This window comes from Gordonibacter sp. 28C, from assembly GCF_003339845.1.
Classification (GTDB): Bacteria; Actinomycetota; Coriobacteriia; order Coriobacteriales; family Eggerthellaceae; genus Gordonibacter.
In genome coordinates this window covers 83,954-100,574 of the sequence record NZ_PPTR01000001.1, presented here as the reverse complement: position 1 = coordinate 100,574, position 16,621 = coordinate 83,954, and the positions used below count along the sequence as shown (strand labels likewise).

Genomic DNA, 16,621 nt, shown 5'->3' with positions numbered 1-16,621 from the left:
CTCGGCCCGCCCCGCGCAATGGCAAAGCCGTCTTCGTCGAACCGCGGTTGACGAAACGAGGTCGGCAAGAAGATTCGACCGAAAAACAGTTGGTTTCTTGACGGGGGCGGCCCGCTTATGGTTTCTTGTACGATGAGAGAACGCGAAACGCCGCGCCGAACGACCCCGCTTTCCCTTTGCGCGATCGTCCGCCCGTTGCCCGGCGCGATGCGCACAACCTACGCGACGGCGCATCGCCGCCGTCCGGCGCACGTCAGAAGGGTTCAGCATGGAGAGCAAGCACAACCGCCTGATAGGCTATCTCGTGTACGACGCACAGCGCTGCATCACCAAATCGCTCGAAACCACGCTCAAACCCTACGACATCACGCCTGGCCAGTGGAACCTCATCAACCAGCTCGACCAAGCCGGCGAGCTTTCGCAAAAGGACCTGGCCGTGCTCACGCACAAGGAGCAGGCCACCATCACGCGCTACCTGGACACGCTCGAGCGCAAGGGCCTCATCGTGCGCAACAAGCACAAAACCGACCGCAGAGCGCACGTCGTGTGCACCACCGAGAAGGCCCACGAGCTTATCCGCACCGTGCTGCCGCTCACCGTCGATACGGCGAACCGCCTGATAGAGGGCATTGACCAGCAAGACATCGACACGTTCGTGAGCGTGCTGGCCGAACTCAAGAAGAATGCGGAGATCATCTCCGGGGAATGAAGGGGGTGCGCGGGCGCTGCGCGTTCGCGCACTGGACCGCCCGCCGCGCTGCGCGACCGGCGCCAAACGACCTTTCAAGTCGCGCGACGACGCTCGTCGCCATCCCTCAAGAAAGCGCGCGTTTGCCCGTTCACAAGCAGCGGGTTCCCTGCTACAATGTCCCGGCACAATTTCATAGCGTCACCCCGTTGATACGTTCTGGATCGCACGAGACAGAACGAGGAGGGGCCTCTGGAGAATCCCGTTCACGGGTGCCGAAGGGGCAAGGCGGCCGAATGGCCCGCTGAAACTCTCAGGCAAAAGGACAGAGCAAAGCTGCCAACTTGTTGCGCGCCTGCGCTTTCCCTCACCCGCATATCCTCCAGAACGGCCGCCCATCCCAACGGGTTGCGCCGAACTTGCACGTTCGCGTTCGCATCGAGGAGGAGACTGGTGGAAAGCTTTTTCAACGTTATCAACGATGGACTCGTCGCCATAGACGACTTCATCTGGGGAGTGCCGCTCATGGTGCTCATCCTGTTCGGCGGCATTTTGCTGACCGTGCGCCTGCGCGCGGTGCAGTTCCGGCAGCTGCCGCGCGCCCTGCGCTACATGGTGAAGAACGAGAAGGACGGCACCGGCGAGGTCACGAGCTTCGGCGCGCTGTGCACGGCGCTGTCAGCCACCATCGGCACCGGCAACATCGTGGGCGTGGCGACGGCCATCGTGGCCGGCGGCCCGGGCGCGCTGTTCTGGATGTGGCTGGCCGCGCTGTTCGGCATGGCCACGAAGTTCTCCGAGGGCCTGCTGGCCGTGAAGTACCGCAGCATCGACAAGAAGACCGGCCACGTGCTGGGCGGCCCGTTCTACTACATCGAGCGCGGCATGGGCAAGAACTGGCGCTGGCTGGCGAAGATCTTCGCGTTCTTCGGCATGTGCGTGGGCCTGTTCGGCATCGGCACGTTCACGCAGGTGAACTCCATCTCGTCGGCGTTCACCGGGTTCTTCGATCCCGGCAAGAACGTGACGGTGAACATCCTGGGCATGGACTACTCCGTCTTCACCGTCATCGGCTCGCTCATATTGGCGCTGCTCGTGGGCCTGGTGGTCATCGGCGGCCTGAAGCGCATCGCGAAGGTGTCCGAGCGCGTGATCCCCGCCATGGTGGTGCTGTACGTGGGCTTCTCGCTCGTGCTCATCTTCACAAACCTCGACAAGGTGCCCGGCGCGTTCGCCGTCATCTTCGAGAGCGCCTTCGGCCTGCAGGCGGCGGCCGGCGGCATGCTGGGTGCCATCATCGTTGCTATGCAGAAGGGCATCGCCCGCGGCATCTTCTCGAATGAGGCCGGCCTGGGCTCCGCGCCCATCGCCGCTGCGGCAGCGCAGACGAAAGAGCCGGTGCGCCAGGGTCTCGTGTCCATGACCGGCACGTTCCTCGACACCATCGTGGTGTGCACGATGACCGGCCTGGCGCTGGTCATGACCGGCGCGTACCAGATCCCCGGCCTTGAGGGAGCCGCCGTGACCACGGCCGCGTTCCAGGCGGGCCTGCCGTTCATTCCGGCCGACGTGGTGTCGTTCGTGCTCATGGCGTGCCTGGTGCTGTTCGGGTTCACCACTATCCTGGGCTGGGACTACTACGGCGAGCGGTGCCTGGAGTACTTCAGCAACGGCTCGATGAAGGCCGTCAAGGTGTACCGTTGGCTCTACATCGCCGCCGTGTTCATCGGCCCGTACATGACCGTGGCCGCCGTGTGGACCATCGCCGACATCTTCAACGGCCTGATGGCGCTGCCGAACATGATCGCGCTCATCGCGCTGTCGGGCGTGGTGATGAAGGAGACGCGCGACTACTTCGAGCGTTTGAAAGCCGCCGGGGGCGAGGACGCCATGGAGCCGCACCTGCCCGGCGACGACTGGGGCATCCCGCCCATCGACCCCATGAACCAGCCGGATTCCGACGCGGCGGGAGCGCAGGCGTAGGGGCTTTTGAGAGCGGCCCTGTGCGGCTTCAGCCTACGGGGCCTACCCCAACGATGCGTTCAGTTTGGTGACGATGTCCGCGAACTGCCGTTTCTCCTCGTCGCTGAGAACGGACAGCTTCTTTTCGGCGAAAGCGCGCTGTCGGTCGCGAGCCTCTTGGGCGGCGGCGCGCCCCTTGTCGGTGAGCCTGAGCAGATGCACGCGCCGATCCTGCTCGAAAGGATCGCGGAGCACCAGGCCCTCTTGCTCCATGGCTGCTATCATCGCTCCCATGGACTGCGGGCGAACGCCCACGATATCGGCCAGCTCAGCCTGGGTCAGCAGGCGCGAGGCGAACCCCTCGGCTATGGCCTCTTCGTGCGACGCCAAGATGGCCAGCGCGAGCGAAACGCCCGTCGCGCCGCCATCGGCTCGCGCCTCGCGTTCCAATACCTGGTTGAGATGCGCCAACTCGCGCATAATCGAATCGTCTTTCAACAGCCTCCCCCTCGGTCGGTTCCGTTTGCGTCGACATCCCGCCAAACAGGATTCTACCTCTGAGAAAACGTTCCTGCGGCAGCAGCTTCGGGCATGGCAGGTGCCGCAGTAGAAGCTGCTGCGCCCCCGTCGCGCTGCCGACGCAGCTTGCGCACCTCCCAGAACACAAAGGCGGTGGTCGTGAGCGTGGCAAGTCCGTCGGAAACGGGAACGCTCACCACGACGCCCTGCAACCCCGTCAGTCCGAACACGGACGTCAGCACCGGCGGCAACAGCAGGTACAGCGGGATGAGGAAGATCACCTGGCGCGTCATCTCCAGCACGGCGGCCTTGAGCGGTTGGCCGCTGGATTGGAAGTAGCTCGACCCCACGATTTGGAACCCGACAAGCGGATACAGGATCGTGTATATCTGCAACGCCGTCACGGCGAACGACTCAAGGTCGCCCGTCACGCCGAACAAGGCCACGATCTGCACCGGTATCGCGTGCGAGAGCACGAGGAAGAACGTGCCGATGGCCACGCCCGTCACCGATGCCCACTTCAACGTGTCGAGCACGCGCTGCCACGATCGAGCCCCGTAGTTGTACCCGATGATGGGCTGCGCGCCCATGATGAGGCCGATGAGCGGTGTGATGGCGAACATCGAGGCCTTCTGCGCCACGCCGATAGCCGCCAGCGCGCCCGTCACGCCGATGGGGTCCTGGGCTCCGTAGATGCCGATGACCTGGTTCAGCACAACGCTTACCACCGTCGAGGCAACCTGCATGACGAACGATGCCAAGCCCAGCGTGAGGATGCTCCCCATAAGGCGCACGTCGGGTCGGCAGCAGGAAAGACGCAGGCGGAACGGAGCGCTCTTGCACGCCGCGAAGTACCACACCACCGGCACCATGCCGCACGCTTGCCCCAGCACCGTGGCGCCGGCACTGCCGGCCACCCCCCAGCCGAGCACCAGAACGAACAGGTAGTTCAGCACGATGCACATCAGGGTGCCGAACACCATGGTGCCCAGCGCCAGGTTCGGCTTGCCCGCCGTGCGCAGGAAGTTGTTCAGACCCATGCCGAGCGATTGGAACGCGAAACCCACGCAGATGATCTGCACGAACGTTCTGGTGGGCTCCCACAGCTCGGCGCTGGTTCCGATGACCGCGAGAATCGGGTCGATAGCCGCAACGGCGGCCACGGCCACGAGCACGGCGAGCCCGAGCAGCAGCACCGCCGAGTTCCCCAGCGTCTTCTCAACCCGCTCCCTGCGCCCCTCGCCCAGCTGGATGGCGGCGAGCGCATTGCCGCCCTGGCCGGCGACCATGGAGAAGCCCATGAGGATGGTCATGACCGGCAACGCAAGCGTGGTAACCGCCACGCCCGTGCCGTCGGGAAACGCCTGCCCCAAGAAGGCGGTGTCCACCACGTTGTACAGCGAGTTGAACACCATGCTGATGATGGCCGGTATCGAGAACTCCAGCAGCAGCTTGCCGACGCGCTCCGTCCCCAGCCTATCGGCGCCCCTCGCCGCACGCGCGCCTTCCGTCGCTTCGATCTGCTCCGCCATGCAAAACCTCTCGCTCTCGTCCGTATCGCCAAACTGCTTGTTTTTTCAAGCCAACGCTTCGTGGTTCACTGAAATAAGTAAGTTTCCTTAGTATATACCGTGCTTGAAATTGAAAAGTTATTTGTAAGTTTCCTTATTGTTTTTTCATAAATACTGTTTAAAGGCCATGTTCACCTGCAATATTGCAGCACGAAAACTCTTTCTGAATATATTCTGAATACATGGTACAATTCACGCAAAACGAGAAAGGATGCCTTATGGCTATCGTTAAGCCGTCGTCGGATTTGCAGCGCAACATCTCATCCATCTACGAGCTGTGCCGTGAGACGAAAGAGCCCGTTTACATTACGCGGAACGGAGAGATCAATCTCGTGGTCATGGATGCAGAGGCGTTCGACGACCGAATGAGCTTGGAGCGAAGGATCCTTGCACGAGAGATGAGCACCTACCAGGGAATCATGCGCGGCTACGAGGATGCCCAGGCAGGGCGCCTCACACCTCTCGACGAAGTGCGCAAGGAAGCTCGCGATGACCGGTGAGGAAGCCCGACCTTATCAAGTCCTCCTCACCGAAGGGGCAAAACAGACATACAAAAGAATACCTTCTGGGAAAGCTCTGAATCGAATCGACAGGATGCTGGACGTCCTCGACACCGTTCCTGATATCGGAAGCGTCTACCGTCCTCTATACGAAGCGGCGACGCCTCCATTCGAGCTCAAAGTGGTGTACGCAGATCGCTACGGCATCTACTATCGAGTTCTCGAAGAAATCGGCCAAGTGCACGTCTACTATATCGAAGACCAACGCCGCGACCCGTTGAACCGGTTTTCATGCTGAGCGCCCCATCGCGATAAGCATTCCGCACGACATGAACGCTCGCGAAGCGACAGCCTCAGTCGATGTCCTTCATAAACTCGCCCACCGTCATATCGAAACTGTTCGCTATCTTCTTGATATTGTCCAAACTGATATTGCGACGTCCGGTTTCGCAATCCCCGATATAAGAGTGACTCAGCCCGCACACGCTCGAAAGCTTCCTCTGAGACCATCCGCGCTCGTCGCGAAGCTCTTTCATTCGCAAACCGAATTGCACACGTATGTTGGGATCAGTGGACACACGCTCATTTCATCATTGCTGACTATGCAAACTGGACACTTTAAGTGTGCAATTGCTCTTGCGAAATGGTATTGTGGTCTTGTCGTTGATCGACTCTGCCGGTTTGCCGCTATTGCCAAGCGCTACAGATCGAGAGAGCTAAGACTAATTACCCTGTCGAGGAGCCCGATAGAGCATGCCCATCGTCCTGCATCTCGATCGCATCATGAAAGAAAGAGGGATGCCTCTTAGCGAGCTCGCCGATCATGTCGGCATTACCGCTGTCAACCTATCCCGTATGAAGACAGGCAAGGTTCGGTCTATACGTTTCTCGACGCTTGACTCGCTGTGCTCGATATTGAAATGTCAGCCTGGGGATTTAATTGAGTACGTGAATGGCGAAGCGGACGAGCATACGAATCGCGCGCATCGAAATTGAAATTTTAACTTCTAGCTGCTCTAGCTGAAGTATCACCAAAATACCGTTTTCCCAGATAAAACAAGGGACGGCCTGTGTTTCACGTGAAACACAGGCCATTTTCGCAATCGTGAATATAGGACGAGCCGGGACGGTCTATCCCAGCCTCACGCCGTTGGGAACTTCGCGCTCGGGGACGGCGAGGGCGGGGAGGATGCCGTCCTCGTAGCCGATGTCGTAGATCATGCCCTCGGACACCTCGCCGGCCATCTTGCGAGGTTCCATGTTCACCACGAACAAAGCCTGGCGTCCCTCTAGCTCAGCCTTGCAATCGTCGCGCTCCTCCTTCATGCCCGAGAGGATCGTGCGCGTGAAAGCGCCGAAGTCCACGGTCATCTTGATGAGCTTCTTCGACTTCTCAACGTCGTCCACGCGAACGATGCGCCCCACGCGGATGTCGAGCTTGTCCAAGTCGTCGACGGTGATCGGCGGTTTGACGGGCGCGACCTCGATCGGATCCACGGCGCACACCCTAGCGCAGCGCGTCGGCCACTTTGCGGGCGGCGGCGGTGATGGACAGGTCGTCGATGTTCACGGTGATCTCGGCGTACTGCTCGTACAGCGGCTTGCGCTCGTCGTAAAGCTCGCGCAGGCTCATGCCGATGCCGCCCTTGAGCACCACGCCGCGCTCCTGCAAGTCGTGCAGGCGGCGCACCAGCTCCTCGTAGGATATCTGCAGGTACACCACGCGTCCGATCTCGGCCAGGTGCTTCATGGCCTCGTCGGAGTACACGGCCGAGCCGCCCGTGGCTATGATGGAGTTCTCGGCCTGGATGTCGCGAAGGATCTCGTTCTCCACCTCGATGAAGCCCTCGGGGCCGCACGCGTCGATGAGCTTCTGCAGCGTCTTGTCGCACTGGCTCTGAATGACGAGGTCGGCATCGACGAACTGGTAGTTCAGTATCTTCGCCAGCACGATGCCCAACGTGGACTTGCCCGCACTGGGCATGCCGATCAGGACTATGTTGTTCCGCTCTTGCTCCATGATGCCTCCTCTTGCGTCGAATCGACGGCTGCCAGATCGCAGGTGCCCCGGCCGTCCAGCGCAACCGCCGCCTCCAAGGACACCACGGGCCCTCCGGGGGTTTCCAGCGCCACGGCGGGCACGTCGTCGTCCGCTTTGCGTTTCAACGGAAACGTTTCGCTCACCACTATAGCAACGAAGATGAGGGCGAAGCCGCCCACGAGGCGAAGCCCTATCTCTTCCCCATACAGCAGCACGCTGAACAGCACGCCGAACACGCTTTCCAAGCTCAGGAACAACGAGGCCTGCGCCGGCGGCACGTGCGCGAGCGCCACGTTCTGGATGACGAGCGCCACGCACGAGGCGAACACCACGAGGTAGGCCATGTTTATCCAGAAGGCAGGCGTGAGCGCCTCGGCCGGGGGCAGCGTTTCGAAGCAGGCGCCGTACGCCACGCCGCACACGCCGCCCACGATGAACTGGAGCGTGGTGAGCACGAGCACGTCGTTCGTCTCGGAGAACTTCGACACGTACACGATGTGCACGGCGAACAGCAGCGCCGACACCAGCGTCATGGCGTCGCCGAAGCCCATGGACAGCTCGGAAAGCGAGCCCGTGAGCGACACCAGGCCTATGCCGGCCACGGCCATGACGGCGGCGACGAGATTGAACGCCGTGGGCCGCTTGCGCGCGATGACCCACCAGGCGAACGGCACGATGACGCAGTACGTGGCCGTAAGGAAGGCGTTCTTGCCCGGCGTGGTGTGATCGAGCCCGATGGTTTGCACCCAGAACGCCAAGTAGCACAGCACGCCCAGGATGATACCCTTCACCAGGTAGTCCTTCGCCGTCTCATGCGAGAAGGCGATGCGCAGGCGGCGGAGGAACAGCGCGAGCAGGATGGCGCCCGTGGCCAGGAAGCGGAAGCCGATGAGGTAGGCCGGCTGCAGCACGTCCACGGCGTCTTTCATGACGACGAAGCTGAGGCCCCATATGACGGTGGCCACGACCAACAGGAGTTTGTAGGCCCCGGTGGGTATGCGATCCTGTATGCCGGCTAGATTTTTCACAGCGGCCCATTATACGGCGCGGACCAGCCAATTGAAAGGGCCGGCCCGTCAACGGTTCCGACGAGCCGCGCGCACCAGGACGACGCTCGCTCTTTCGACGGCCCACGGCTCGTGCAGACCCTGCTCAGCACGTTTTTCGCCAGGCGTCGAGCAAGCCGATCGAGAACCCATTGATCGTCTTTTCGCTCGAAACCCGTGCTACCGCGCTCCTTAAAAACCCGACGCCTCCGCTGCAGGGACAGGAGCTTTCGCAGAGCCGATTCGCGCTGCACGCCTCCTTTCATGCACCCTCACGCGCAACGCGAGCAAGAAGCCCGCGAACGCGAACGCCGACACCAACAACCCGGCCGCAAGGAAGCCTTCGCTCGCCGCCTCGAAAATCGGAAACCCGGCCGCTTCGCTGCCCGCTAGCACAGCAGCGTACACACCGGTGAGCAGCGACGACCCTATGCAACCTGCAACTTGGAACCCCATGCTCATAACGGTGACGCCGTGGGGGTTCAGCTCGGAGTCCAAATGCGACAGCGCGAAGCTCTGCACCGGACCGATGACGAGCGCCGATCCGCAAATGACGGGAACGTACAGCACGGCGATGACCGGTACCGACCCCCTGGGGGTGAGCAACGCCACGAGCGCGGCGAACACGCAGACGAACGCGAACCCCACCGGCAACAGCACTTTCGCTCCCCGCTTGTCGTAAACGCGTCCTGCCAAAGGGGAAACGACGCATGACAGCAGAATGGCCGGGAACAGGGCAAGCGACGCCACGAGCGAATCCATGCCCAACACGCTCTGCAAGTAGGTGGGAACGATGATGTTCATGGCGAAAACGGTGATCAGCGCCAGCATGTTCACCACCACGCCGACGACGAACGGACGGACCGAAAGAGGACGCAGGTCTATAAGCGGCTGTTCGAGACGACGCTGCCGACGTACGAACAGCGCCAAGAACAGCAAGCCGACCGCAACCGCAACAGCGGCCACGGGAACGCTTCCCGAGAACACCGTCGAAACGCCGTACATAAGCCCCACGAGCGAAACGCCCACCAGCGCCACCGACGGCGCATCGAGACGCGGATGCGTGAGCTGGGCGATATCGTCCAGCATGACGGCCCCGAATAGGAAGCACGCGGCCGCAAGCCCCGCGAACACCCACAACAACGCATGCCAGCTGAATGCCGACAGAAGCGTTCCGGCCACGATAACCGACAATGACGGACCGAGCGTGGTCATGGTGCCCATGACGCCCATGTACGTGCCCAGTTTCTCGCGAGGAGCCACCTGCAACGTGATGTTCATGCCGATGGGGATGAGCATCCCCGTGCCGAGCGCCTGCACGATGCGCCCCGTTAGCAGCACACCGAAATCAGACGCCAGCGCCCCCACAACGCTGCCCGCCACCAACAGCGCCACCGTGACCAGAAACAACGGGCGCGTCGGTACGCTTCGGTAGGCGAACGCCGACACCGGGACCATGACGGCCGCACCCAGCATATAGGCCGTCGCCAGCCATTGCACCGTGGACACGTCCACCTGCAGGTCAACCATGATAGGCGCGAACGCCACATTGAGGAACGTTTCATTGAACGTGGCCAAGAACGCGGCGAAAGCCGCAACGGCAACGATCGTCTGGGGTTTCCGAGTTGAGATCATAAGCAGGGTACCTCCTTCACGGCCCGCTTTGCGAAGCGGAACCTTTTCCGGGCAAATAAAAAACGACACGCTCGGAACCGTCTCGTACACGTAAATCAAATCTTGTACCGTGATCAGATTTACGCGCCGAACAGGCGCCACATGTGTCGTTTGCAATCAAGAACGATATTCAGTTATTGAAACCTTGGGTATTATATCGGTCGCTTTTTCAAAATTTCAAGCACTATTTTTTCGATTTTTACCGGATGAACGCCGAGCACCTCCAGCTCGACCACCTTGCCCGCGAAGGGTCTCCCAAGCCACGGCGGCCAACCCCGCCCAGATGAGGACGAAGCTCGCCAGCTGCCAGACGTCGGGCAGCTCGCCGAAGCACGTCACGGCCAGCATCATGACGATCGTGGGGCTGATGTACTGCAGCAGACCCAGCAGCGAAAGCGGCACCTTGTTCGCGGCGGCCGAGTACAGGGCGAGCGGCCCCGCCGTCACCACCCCGCTGCCCACGGACAGCACGGCCATGCCCACGGCCGACGTGACCGCCAAGGCGTCGGGCGCCGTGCGCGCCATGTCCCAGAAGCCGGGGTCGACCCAGCCGGCCGCGAACAGCCCCGCGCCGAGGACGGCCGCGAACAGCGACTCGACGGCCATCCCGGGCAGCGCGTCGTAGCCGCCGCGCTTCTTGACCGCGCCGTACGCGCTGAACGTCGCAGCCAGCACGAGCGATATCCAAATCGACCCGCCGTGCGCCGCTGCGAACAGGGAGGCCCCGCAGGCGGCCAGCGCCGTGGCGAGCTTCTGCATGCGCGAGAGCCGTTCGTGGAAGCACGCAAGCCCCAGCACGATGCTCGTGAGGGGGCAGAGGAAGAAGCCGAGGCTCGTCTCGAGCAGATGACCGCTCGTGGAGGCCCAGATGTAGACGCCCCAGTTGGCCGCGATGAGCACGCTCGAGGCCCCGAACGTCGCCCACGCGCGGCGATCGCGCAGCAGCGGCAGGAAGCGCACGCGCAACGCGAGGCACAGCACGATCGAGAACGCGCACGACCACACCATGCGCGTGGCCAGCGCCTGCAAAGGCGGGACAGCCGAGAAAAGCTTCCAGTACACGGGGATGACGCCCCAGATGACATAGCAGATCGCGGCTTGCGCCAACGCGGTTCGCCTTCCCCGTTCGGCGCCAGGCCCCTCGCGCGGCGTTCTCGCGCCCTTCATGGCCGCGCGCCTCTACCGGCCCTGCTCTGCGGCGCGCGCTTCGTTGCGGCGCAGCAGGCGAAAGAACGCCGCGAACCCCACCAGCGCCACCACCACGATGAGCGTCACCGCCGCGTACACCGCGAAGTCCCCGTTGTCCGCGCCGCCGAGCGCACGCGCGCCCCCGGCGGCGAACGAGCTGAGCAGGGCGGCGCTCGCCATGTTGAAGTTCGCGAGCGCGAGGTTCTCGGCGTAGTGCTTCTGCCCGAACTGGCTCCGGGCGAACGCGGAGGCGATCACCGGCACGCAGCCGTACGAGAAGCCCACGAGCAAAGCCCCTGCCACGAACAGGCCCGGGACGCGCGTGCCCGGCGCGAACGACCACGCCAGCGCCACCGCGCCGAGCAAAGCCGCCAACGACGCCGACGCCATGACCGCGCGCAGCCCGAACCGGTCGAACACCACGCCGATCACGATGCGCGCGACCCCGTTCGTGGTGGACACCAAACCCACGAGCAGCGTGGCGAACCCGGCCTCGAGCCCCACGGCCAGCGCGGCCGGCTTCGCGTCGCCGATGATCATGAGCCCCGCGCAGATGGCGCAGGTGGCCCACACGCTGTAGACCCAGAACAACGGCGTGCGCACCATGGGCGTCTCATGAGATGCGCCAAGGGCTTTGCCCGCAGCCGCATGTTCGCTTGAGCCCTCGGCCGAGCCAGCAACGTTGGAGGAGCCGGACGCGAGCATCGGAGCGGGCTTGATGACGAGCGCGGTCACGCCCAGAACGATTGCGATGAGCGCCGCCAGCACCAGGAACACCGTCCTCCATCCTGCCAGGTCGATGCCCGCGGCGGCGGCCGTTCCCAAGACGAGCCCTCCCAACCCGAAGCCCATCATGAGCGCGCCCGACGAGAACCCCACGCGCTCGGGGAACCACGCGTTCACCGTGGCGATGATCACGTTGTAGGCGATGCCGCACCCGCCGCCGCACAGCACGCCGTAGGTCACGTACAACGCCGGGAGGCCGCCCGCGTCCAGCACGAGCGCGGTGGAGGCGAACCCTCCCACCAGCAGCACCCCCGCTATGAGCATGGTCGGGCGGAACGAGAAGCGCCCGTTGAGCCTGGCCCCGAAGTAGCCTCCGAAGCAGAACGCGATGATGGACAGGGTGAACACGAACCGCATGCTCTCCCGATCCCACCCGAACTCCTCCCCGATGGGCGCGGAGAAGTTCGACCACGAGTATATGAGGCCGAGAAAGAGCAGCGACAGCACGCCGGTGGCAAGGTAGCGCATGCGATGGTTCATGGGTTCCTCCTTCGTTTCGCCGCGCGCTTCGCGACGGCGGTCAAAAGCTTGATGCGGTTCACCTGGTTGACCTCGCTCGTGCCGGGGTCGAACTCGATCGTGGCGAGGTTGACGTCCTCCCCCTCGGCCGCGCATAGCGCGCGCAAGGGCTTGAGAGCGCCTTGGCCCACCACGTGCCCGGCCAAGCACCCGAACGCCCTGACGTACACGAGGTCGCCCACGCCCGCGCGGACGAACAGCCGCGCGTAGCCCGCGATGGTCCATCCGGCTCCCTGCACCAGATGGCCCGGCACCACGTCTGCGGCGGCATGTTCCAAATCCTGCACGGTCGGACACGGGAAACCGTTCGCCGCGCGGCTTCGCAGCGCGACGCATCGATCGTCCAACGCCGTGCGCAGCGGCCCGGCGACGCCCTTCTCCTGCAGCGCGTAGGCCGCCAGCGGCAGCAGGTACGGCAGCGCCGCTTCGCAGCCTTCTCGCTCGACGCACGCCGCCAAACCCGCGTTCATGCCCTCGTCGAACACGGCGGGCACCGTTCCCACCACGCCCACGACGGGCCTGCCGTCGCGCTCGGGCACGCCGAAACCGGCCACCGCATCGTCGAAGGAGTCCAAGACGCTCTCGAACGGAATCCGCTCCTCGGAGGAGAGCGCCTTGCAGAACTTCTCGCGCCACGACGAAAGCAGGTCGTCGAGACCTCGGACCCCATCCGCGCCCAGGTACGGCCGAACCCGCAGACGCGTTTGCAGAAGCACGTCTCCCAAGGCCACCGCATCGGCGACGAGCTCGACCGCCCGAACGTCGCCGGCCAACGCGTCCAGCGCCTCGTCAGCGCCGAGGACGCCCACGCCCTCCCCCAGCCCGGCCACGTCGAGCGCGTGCGCCACCAGGTACGGCGCGTCGTCGCCTCGGCAGAACACGCAGGGAGTCGGCACGATCACGCGAACCGGGTCTGCGGCGACCCCGCTGCGGGGCTCCCGCAGCAAGGACATCGCGCGGCCGGCGGCCAGCAGCGCCGCATAGCAGGCGTCGTTGTTGACCGTTTCCAACCCGGCGCGCACCACGTCCTCGCCCGCCGCCGCAGGCACGCGGCACGGCCGGCCGGCGGCGGAAAGCGCGGCCTCGACGAGCGGCGCGTGCCAAGGAGAGAAAAACGGCACGACGATCATCGCGAGCCCCCTTTCCTCAATCGGTCCTCGCGCGCCGCCACCATGGAGCGCACGCGGATGCGCGTGGCGGCCAAATCCACCATCTCGTCTATCTTGAGCGCCGTGAGCGAGCGCCCGCGCCTTTTGAGCACGGCACGTGCCTGATCCACGGTCACGGCGTCCAGCCCGCATCCGAACGAGTACAGCATCACGAACTCCAGGTCATCGCGTTCGGCGACGAATCGCGCCGCCCGCAGGATGCGCTCCGGATACTCCCAACGGCTGCGCGACCCGCCCGACCCCGTTTCCACGTTCGGCGACGGAAGCGCGTCTTCGGTGAGCACGGCGAACCCGTACGAGCGCAGCAGCGCCGGCACCGCGTGGTTCGTCGCCGGATCGACATGGTACGGGCGACCCGCCAACACCACGCCCGGCACGTCGTGCTCGGCCATGTACGCCAGGGCGTCGCGCCCGGCATCGGCGACGTCCAGACGGAAGCGCCCCAGTTCGCGCGCGGCCTCGCGGGCGGCCCGCTCCACTTCGGCAAGGGCGAGGCCGGGTGCCAGGGGCTCCAGCGCCTCGAGCAGCGTCGAGGCGAGCCCCGCGGCCGGCCCGTCGCCGTCGAGCAGAGCCTTCACGCGCGGCATGACCAGCTTCATGCCGCGCTCGTGCACGAAATCCACGTTCGCGTCGAGCACGAAAGGGTAGCCGGCGAGCACCGGACACGACCGACCGCCCGGCTTTTCGGCCTCCACGTACGGCAGGAACGCCGCCGGCACGCCGCGCTCGGCCAAGTCGACGAGATGGGCGTGCATGAGCTTGGCCGGATAGCACAGCGATTCGGAGGGAATGGTCTCGAGCGCACGCCCGCGCAGCGCCGCATCCGGCAGATGCGAGGGCACCACGCGGAAGCCCAACCGCGTGAACAGCGTGTGCCAGAACGGGTAGAGGTCGTACATGCCCAGCGCCCGCGGCAAGCCCATGTCGCCGCGCGGCGCCTCGTTCGACGGCAGCGGACGGTACGCGAACAGCCGCTTGAGCCGGTACGCGAACAGATCGGGCAAGCCGTTGTCCGGGGCGTCCTCGCCCAACCCGCGCTCGCAACGGTTCCCCACGGTGAACGTGCGCACCGCGTCCCCGTCGTCGAAGGTCGTGATCGTCAGCCGGCAGGCGTTGCCGCACCGGCCGCATATCTCCGTGCGCTTGCTGCTTTCAAGCCGCTCGACCTTCTTGCGCGAAAGCAGACCCGAGCGGGCTCCTTCTTCGGCGCGGTCGCGCGCGATGAGGGCCGCTCCGTACGCGCCCATGTGCGCGGCCAGCGCGGGACGCGCCACCTCCGCCCCGTACAGGTTCTCGAACGCCCGCAGCACGGCGTCGTTCATGAACGTGCCGCCCTGCACCACCACCCGCCTGCCGAGCGACGCCACGTCGCGCGCCCTGATGACTTTGTACACCGCGTTGCGCACGACCGAGTACGCGAGCCCAGCGGCGATGTCGCCCAGCTCGGCCCCTTCCTTTTGGGCATGGCGCACGCGCGACGTCATGAACACGGTGCAGCGCGTTCCCAGGTCGACCGGGCGGCGCGCCCGCACCGCCGCGTCGAGGAACCGGTCGAAGCGCACGTTCATAGACCAGGCCATACCGCTTAGCAGCGCCCCGCATCCGCTCGAGCAGGCCTCGTTCAGCACGATGTCGTCCACCGCCCCGTCGCGCAGCCACACGCACTTGATGTCCTGCCCGCCGATGTCCAGGATGAAGTCGGCGTCGGGCACCAGCTCGCGCGCGGCGCGCACGTGGGCCACCGTCTCAACCTCTCCGGAGTCCAGGGCGAACGCGCGTTTCAGCAGCTCCTCCCCGTAGCCGGTCACGCACGCATGCGCCACCTCCACGGCTGGCGTGCCGTCGTGGCGCAGCGGCAGGTGCTTCCACAGATCCACGAGCATCGCCTGCGCGGCCTCCACCACGCTTCCCGCCGAGCGCTCGTAGTACGTGCGCAGCACACGGCCCTGCTCGTCCGCGAGCACGTACTTGATGGCCTCCGAACCCGAGTCCACCCCCAGGAAAACGCGGCCTTCGGCGCTGCTCAAATCCGCACGCGGCGCGGCGAGGGCGGCGTGGCGTTGCACGAACGCGTCGTACTCCTCCTCCGAGGCGAACAGCGCGTCGAGCCGCTCCAGCGTCGCGTCCTGGTCCCACTGCGCGGCGTCGAGCCGTTCGATGAGCGAGGCCAGCGTCATGCCCTCGCCGTCCCACGCGTCGAACGCGGCCCCTTCGGCCACGAACAGGTGGCCGTCGGGCGGCACGACCAGATGCTCGTCGTCCAGCCCCAGGCGCAGCTTGAACCGATCGCGCAAAGCCGACAGGAAATGCAGAGGGCCTCCCAGCAGCGCGACGGTCCCCCCGATGGGCCGCCCGCAGGCCAGGCCCGCGATGCACTGCGCCGCCACCGCGTCGAACACCGACCCGGCGATGTCCTCCTTCGGCACGCCCTCGTTGAGCAGGGGGCGCACGTCCATCTGGGCGAACACCGCGCAACGCGAGGCTATGGCGTGGACGGTGCGGCAGCCGTGAGCGCACACGTTCAGCTTCTCCGCGTTCATGTCCAGCATGCCGGCGATGGTGTCGATGAAGCCTCCGGTGCCGCCCGCGCACGTGCTGTTCATGCGCAGCTCCTCGCCGCCGGTCAAAAACAGGATCTTCGAGTCCTCGCCGCCTATCTCGATGGCCACGTCCGCCTGCGGGATGCGCCGCTCGATGGCCGTGCGCGCCGCCACGACCTCCTGGGTGAACGGGAGGTCGAGCAAGTCGGCCAACTGCATGCCCGCAGACCCCGTGACGCCCACCGTCATAGGTTCGCTCGGGAAATGGACGAGGGCGCGCTCAAGCGTGTACCCCAGCGTTTCCCGCACGTTCGACAGATGGCGTTCGTACGACTCGTAGAGCAGCGTCAGGTCATCGTCGAGCACCACGAGCTTGACGGTTTTCGACCCTATGTCCACGCCTGCGTGCAGCATATCC

The 16,621-nt window shown here is 64.6% G+C and carries 16 protein-coding genes and 1 riboswitch; of the genes, 5 read left to right on the top strand and 11 right to left on the bottom strand.

Features of this window, described 5'->3' with window-relative positions; all coding sequences use genetic code 11:
* The first annotated feature begins 268 nt into the window (after positions 1–268).
* Both C1878_RS00470 and C1878_RS00465 read left to right on the top strand, forming a co-directional pair.
* On the top strand, positions 269–709 hold the full coding sequence (locus C1878_RS00470; protein WP_114599758.1) for a MarR family winged helix-turn-helix transcriptional regulator: 441 nt from the start codon (positions 269–271) through the stop codon (positions 707–709).
* 221 nt (positions 710–930) lie between these two features.
* A riboswitch (glycine riboswitch) is annotated at positions 931–1,027 on the top strand.
* Between the two features lie 111 nt (positions 1,028–1,138).
* Positions 1,139–2,671 carry a sodium:alanine symporter family protein gene (locus C1878_RS00465; RefSeq protein WP_114600092.1) on the top strand — a complete coding sequence of 511 codons (1,533 nt, stop codon included), beginning with the start codon at positions 1,139–1,141 and terminating at the stop codon, positions 2,669–2,671.
* Between the two features lie 42 nt (positions 2,672–2,713).
* Here the strand turns inward: C1878_RS00465 and C1878_RS00460 are convergent, their stop codons facing one another.
* Together C1878_RS00460 and C1878_RS00455 are read right to left on the bottom strand one after the other, a co-directional pair.
* Positions 2,714–3,148, bottom strand: a complete 435-nt coding sequence (locus tag C1878_RS00460) for a MarR family winged helix-turn-helix transcriptional regulator (RefSeq protein WP_147272877.1) — start codon at positions 3,146–3,148, stop codon at positions 2,714–2,716.
* Between the two features lie 53 nt (positions 3,149–3,201).
* Positions 3,202–4,701 (bottom strand): MATE family efflux transporter, encoded by a 1,500-nt coding sequence (locus C1878_RS00455; RefSeq protein WP_114599756.1) that lies wholly within the window; start codon positions 4,699–4,701, stop codon positions 3,202–3,204.
* A gap of 257 nt (positions 4,702–4,958) precedes the next feature.
* Here C1878_RS00455 and C1878_RS00450 point away from each other — a divergent pair, with 257 nt between their 5' ends.
* Entirely contained in the window at positions 4,959–5,240 is a 282-nt protein-coding gene (locus C1878_RS00450) for a type II toxin-antitoxin system Phd/YefM family antitoxin (protein WP_158539640.1), read from the top strand.
* A complete protein-coding gene (locus tag C1878_RS00445; protein WP_114599754.1) occupies positions 5,230–5,538 on the top strand; it encodes a hypothetical protein in 309 nt (102 codons plus the stop codon). Before C1878_RS00450 ends, C1878_RS00445 begins: the two co-directional genes overlap by 11 nt.
* A 55-nt stretch (positions 5,539–5,593) precedes the next feature.
* Here the strand turns inward: C1878_RS00445 and C1878_RS00440 are convergent, their stop codons facing one another.
* Positions 5,594–5,794, bottom strand: coding sequence for a helix-turn-helix domain-containing protein (locus C1878_RS00440; RefSeq protein WP_255417919.1), 201 nt, complete (start codon positions 5,792–5,794; stop codon positions 5,594–5,596).
* A gap of 199 nt (positions 5,795–5,993) precedes the next feature.
* Here C1878_RS00440 and C1878_RS00435 point away from each other — a divergent pair, with 199 nt between their 5' ends.
* Complete coding sequence (locus tag C1878_RS00435) at positions 5,994–6,236, top strand: helix-turn-helix transcriptional regulator (protein WP_114599753.1); 243 nt, start codon at positions 5,994–5,996, stop codon at positions 6,234–6,236.
* Between the two features lie 135 nt (positions 6,237–6,371).
* Here C1878_RS00435 and C1878_RS00430 read toward each other — a convergent pair whose 3' ends face one another.
* From C1878_RS00430 to C1878_RS00395, 8 genes are all read right to left on the bottom strand, one after another.
* On the bottom strand, positions 6,372–6,737 hold the full coding sequence (locus C1878_RS00430) for a tRNA-binding protein (RefSeq protein WP_241963545.1): 366 nt from the start codon (positions 6,735–6,737) through the stop codon (positions 6,372–6,374).
* 10 nt (positions 6,738–6,747) lie between these two features.
* The gene (locus tag C1878_RS00425) at positions 6,748–7,260 is read right to left on the bottom strand and encodes a shikimate kinase (protein WP_080144103.1); all 513 of its coding nucleotides are present in this window, start codon (positions 7,258–7,260) and stop codon (positions 6,748–6,750) included.
* The gene (locus tag C1878_RS00420) at positions 7,236–8,309 is read right to left on the bottom strand and encodes a DMT family transporter (RefSeq protein ID WP_241963544.1); all 1,074 of its coding nucleotides are present in this window, start codon (positions 8,307–8,309) and stop codon (positions 7,236–7,238) included. The genes C1878_RS00425 and C1878_RS00420 overlap by 25 nt, the downstream gene beginning before the upstream one ends.
* 210 nt (positions 8,310–8,519) lie before the next feature.
* On the bottom strand, positions 8,520–9,962 hold the full coding sequence (locus C1878_RS00415; RefSeq protein ID WP_114599752.1) for an MFS transporter: 1,443 nt from the start codon (positions 9,960–9,962) through the stop codon (positions 8,520–8,522).
* Between the two features lie 216 nt (positions 9,963–10,178).
* On the bottom strand, positions 10,179–11,108 hold the full coding sequence (rarD, locus tag C1878_RS00410) for an EamA family transporter RarD (RefSeq protein WP_158539639.1): 930 nt from the start codon (positions 11,106–11,108) through the stop codon (positions 10,179–10,181).
* Between the two features lie 72 nt (positions 11,109–11,180).
* Positions 11,181–12,455 (bottom strand): MFS transporter, encoded by a 1,275-nt coding sequence (locus tag C1878_RS00405; protein WP_158539638.1) that lies wholly within the window; start codon positions 12,453–12,455, stop codon positions 11,181–11,183.
* Positions 12,452–13,624, bottom strand: a complete 1,173-nt coding sequence (locus C1878_RS16505; protein ID WP_158539637.1) for a hypothetical protein — start codon at positions 13,622–13,624, stop codon at positions 12,452–12,454. Before C1878_RS16505 ends, C1878_RS00405 begins: the two co-directional genes overlap by 4 nt.
* Positions 13,621–16,617, bottom strand: a complete 2,997-nt coding sequence (locus C1878_RS00395; RefSeq protein WP_158539636.1) for an acyl-CoA dehydratase activase-related protein — start codon at positions 16,615–16,617, stop codon at positions 13,621–13,623. The genes C1878_RS16505 and C1878_RS00395 overlap by 4 nt, the downstream gene beginning before the upstream one ends.
* Between the last annotated feature and the right edge of the window lie 4 nt (positions 16,618–16,621).

Bases quoted from the DNA above. Each gene is read 5' to 3' on its own strand.
- C1878_RS00470 (WP_114599758.1), top strand. From the start codon at position 269: ATGGAGAGCAAGCACAACCGCCTGATAGGCTATCTCGTGTACGACGCA.
- C1878_RS00455 (WP_114599756.1), bottom strand. From the start codon at position 4,701: ATGGCGGAGCAGATCGAAGCGACGGAAGGCGCGCGTGCGGCGAGGGGC.
- C1878_RS00450 (WP_158539640.1), top strand. From the start codon at position 4,959: ATGGCTATCGTTAAGCCGTCGTCGGATTTGCAGCGCAACATCTCATCC.
- C1878_RS00445 (WP_114599754.1), top strand. From the start codon at position 5,230: ATGACCGGTGAGGAAGCCCGACCTTATCAAGTCCTCCTCACCGAAGGG.
- C1878_RS00435 (WP_114599753.1), top strand. From the start codon at position 5,994: ATGCCCATCGTCCTGCATCTCGATCGCATCATGAAAGAAAGAGGGATG.
- C1878_RS00425 (WP_080144103.1), bottom strand. From the start codon at position 7,260: ATGGAGCAAGAGCGGAACAACATAGTCCTGATCGGCATGCCCAGTGCG.
- C1878_RS00415 (WP_114599752.1), bottom strand. From the start codon at position 9,962: ATGATCTCAACTCGGAAACCCCAGACGATCGTTGCCGTTGCGGCTTTC.
- C1878_RS00405 (WP_158539638.1), bottom strand. From the start codon at position 12,455: ATGAACCATCGCATGCGCTACCTTGCCACCGGCGTGCTGTCGCTGCTC.
- C1878_RS16505 (WP_158539637.1), bottom strand. From the start codon at position 13,624: ATGATCGTCGTGCCGTTTTTCTCTCCTTGGCACGCGCCGCTCGTCGAG.
- C1878_RS00395 (WP_158539636.1), bottom strand. From the start codon at position 16,617: ATGCTGCACGCAGGCGTGGACATAGGGTCGAAAACCGTCAAGCTCGTG.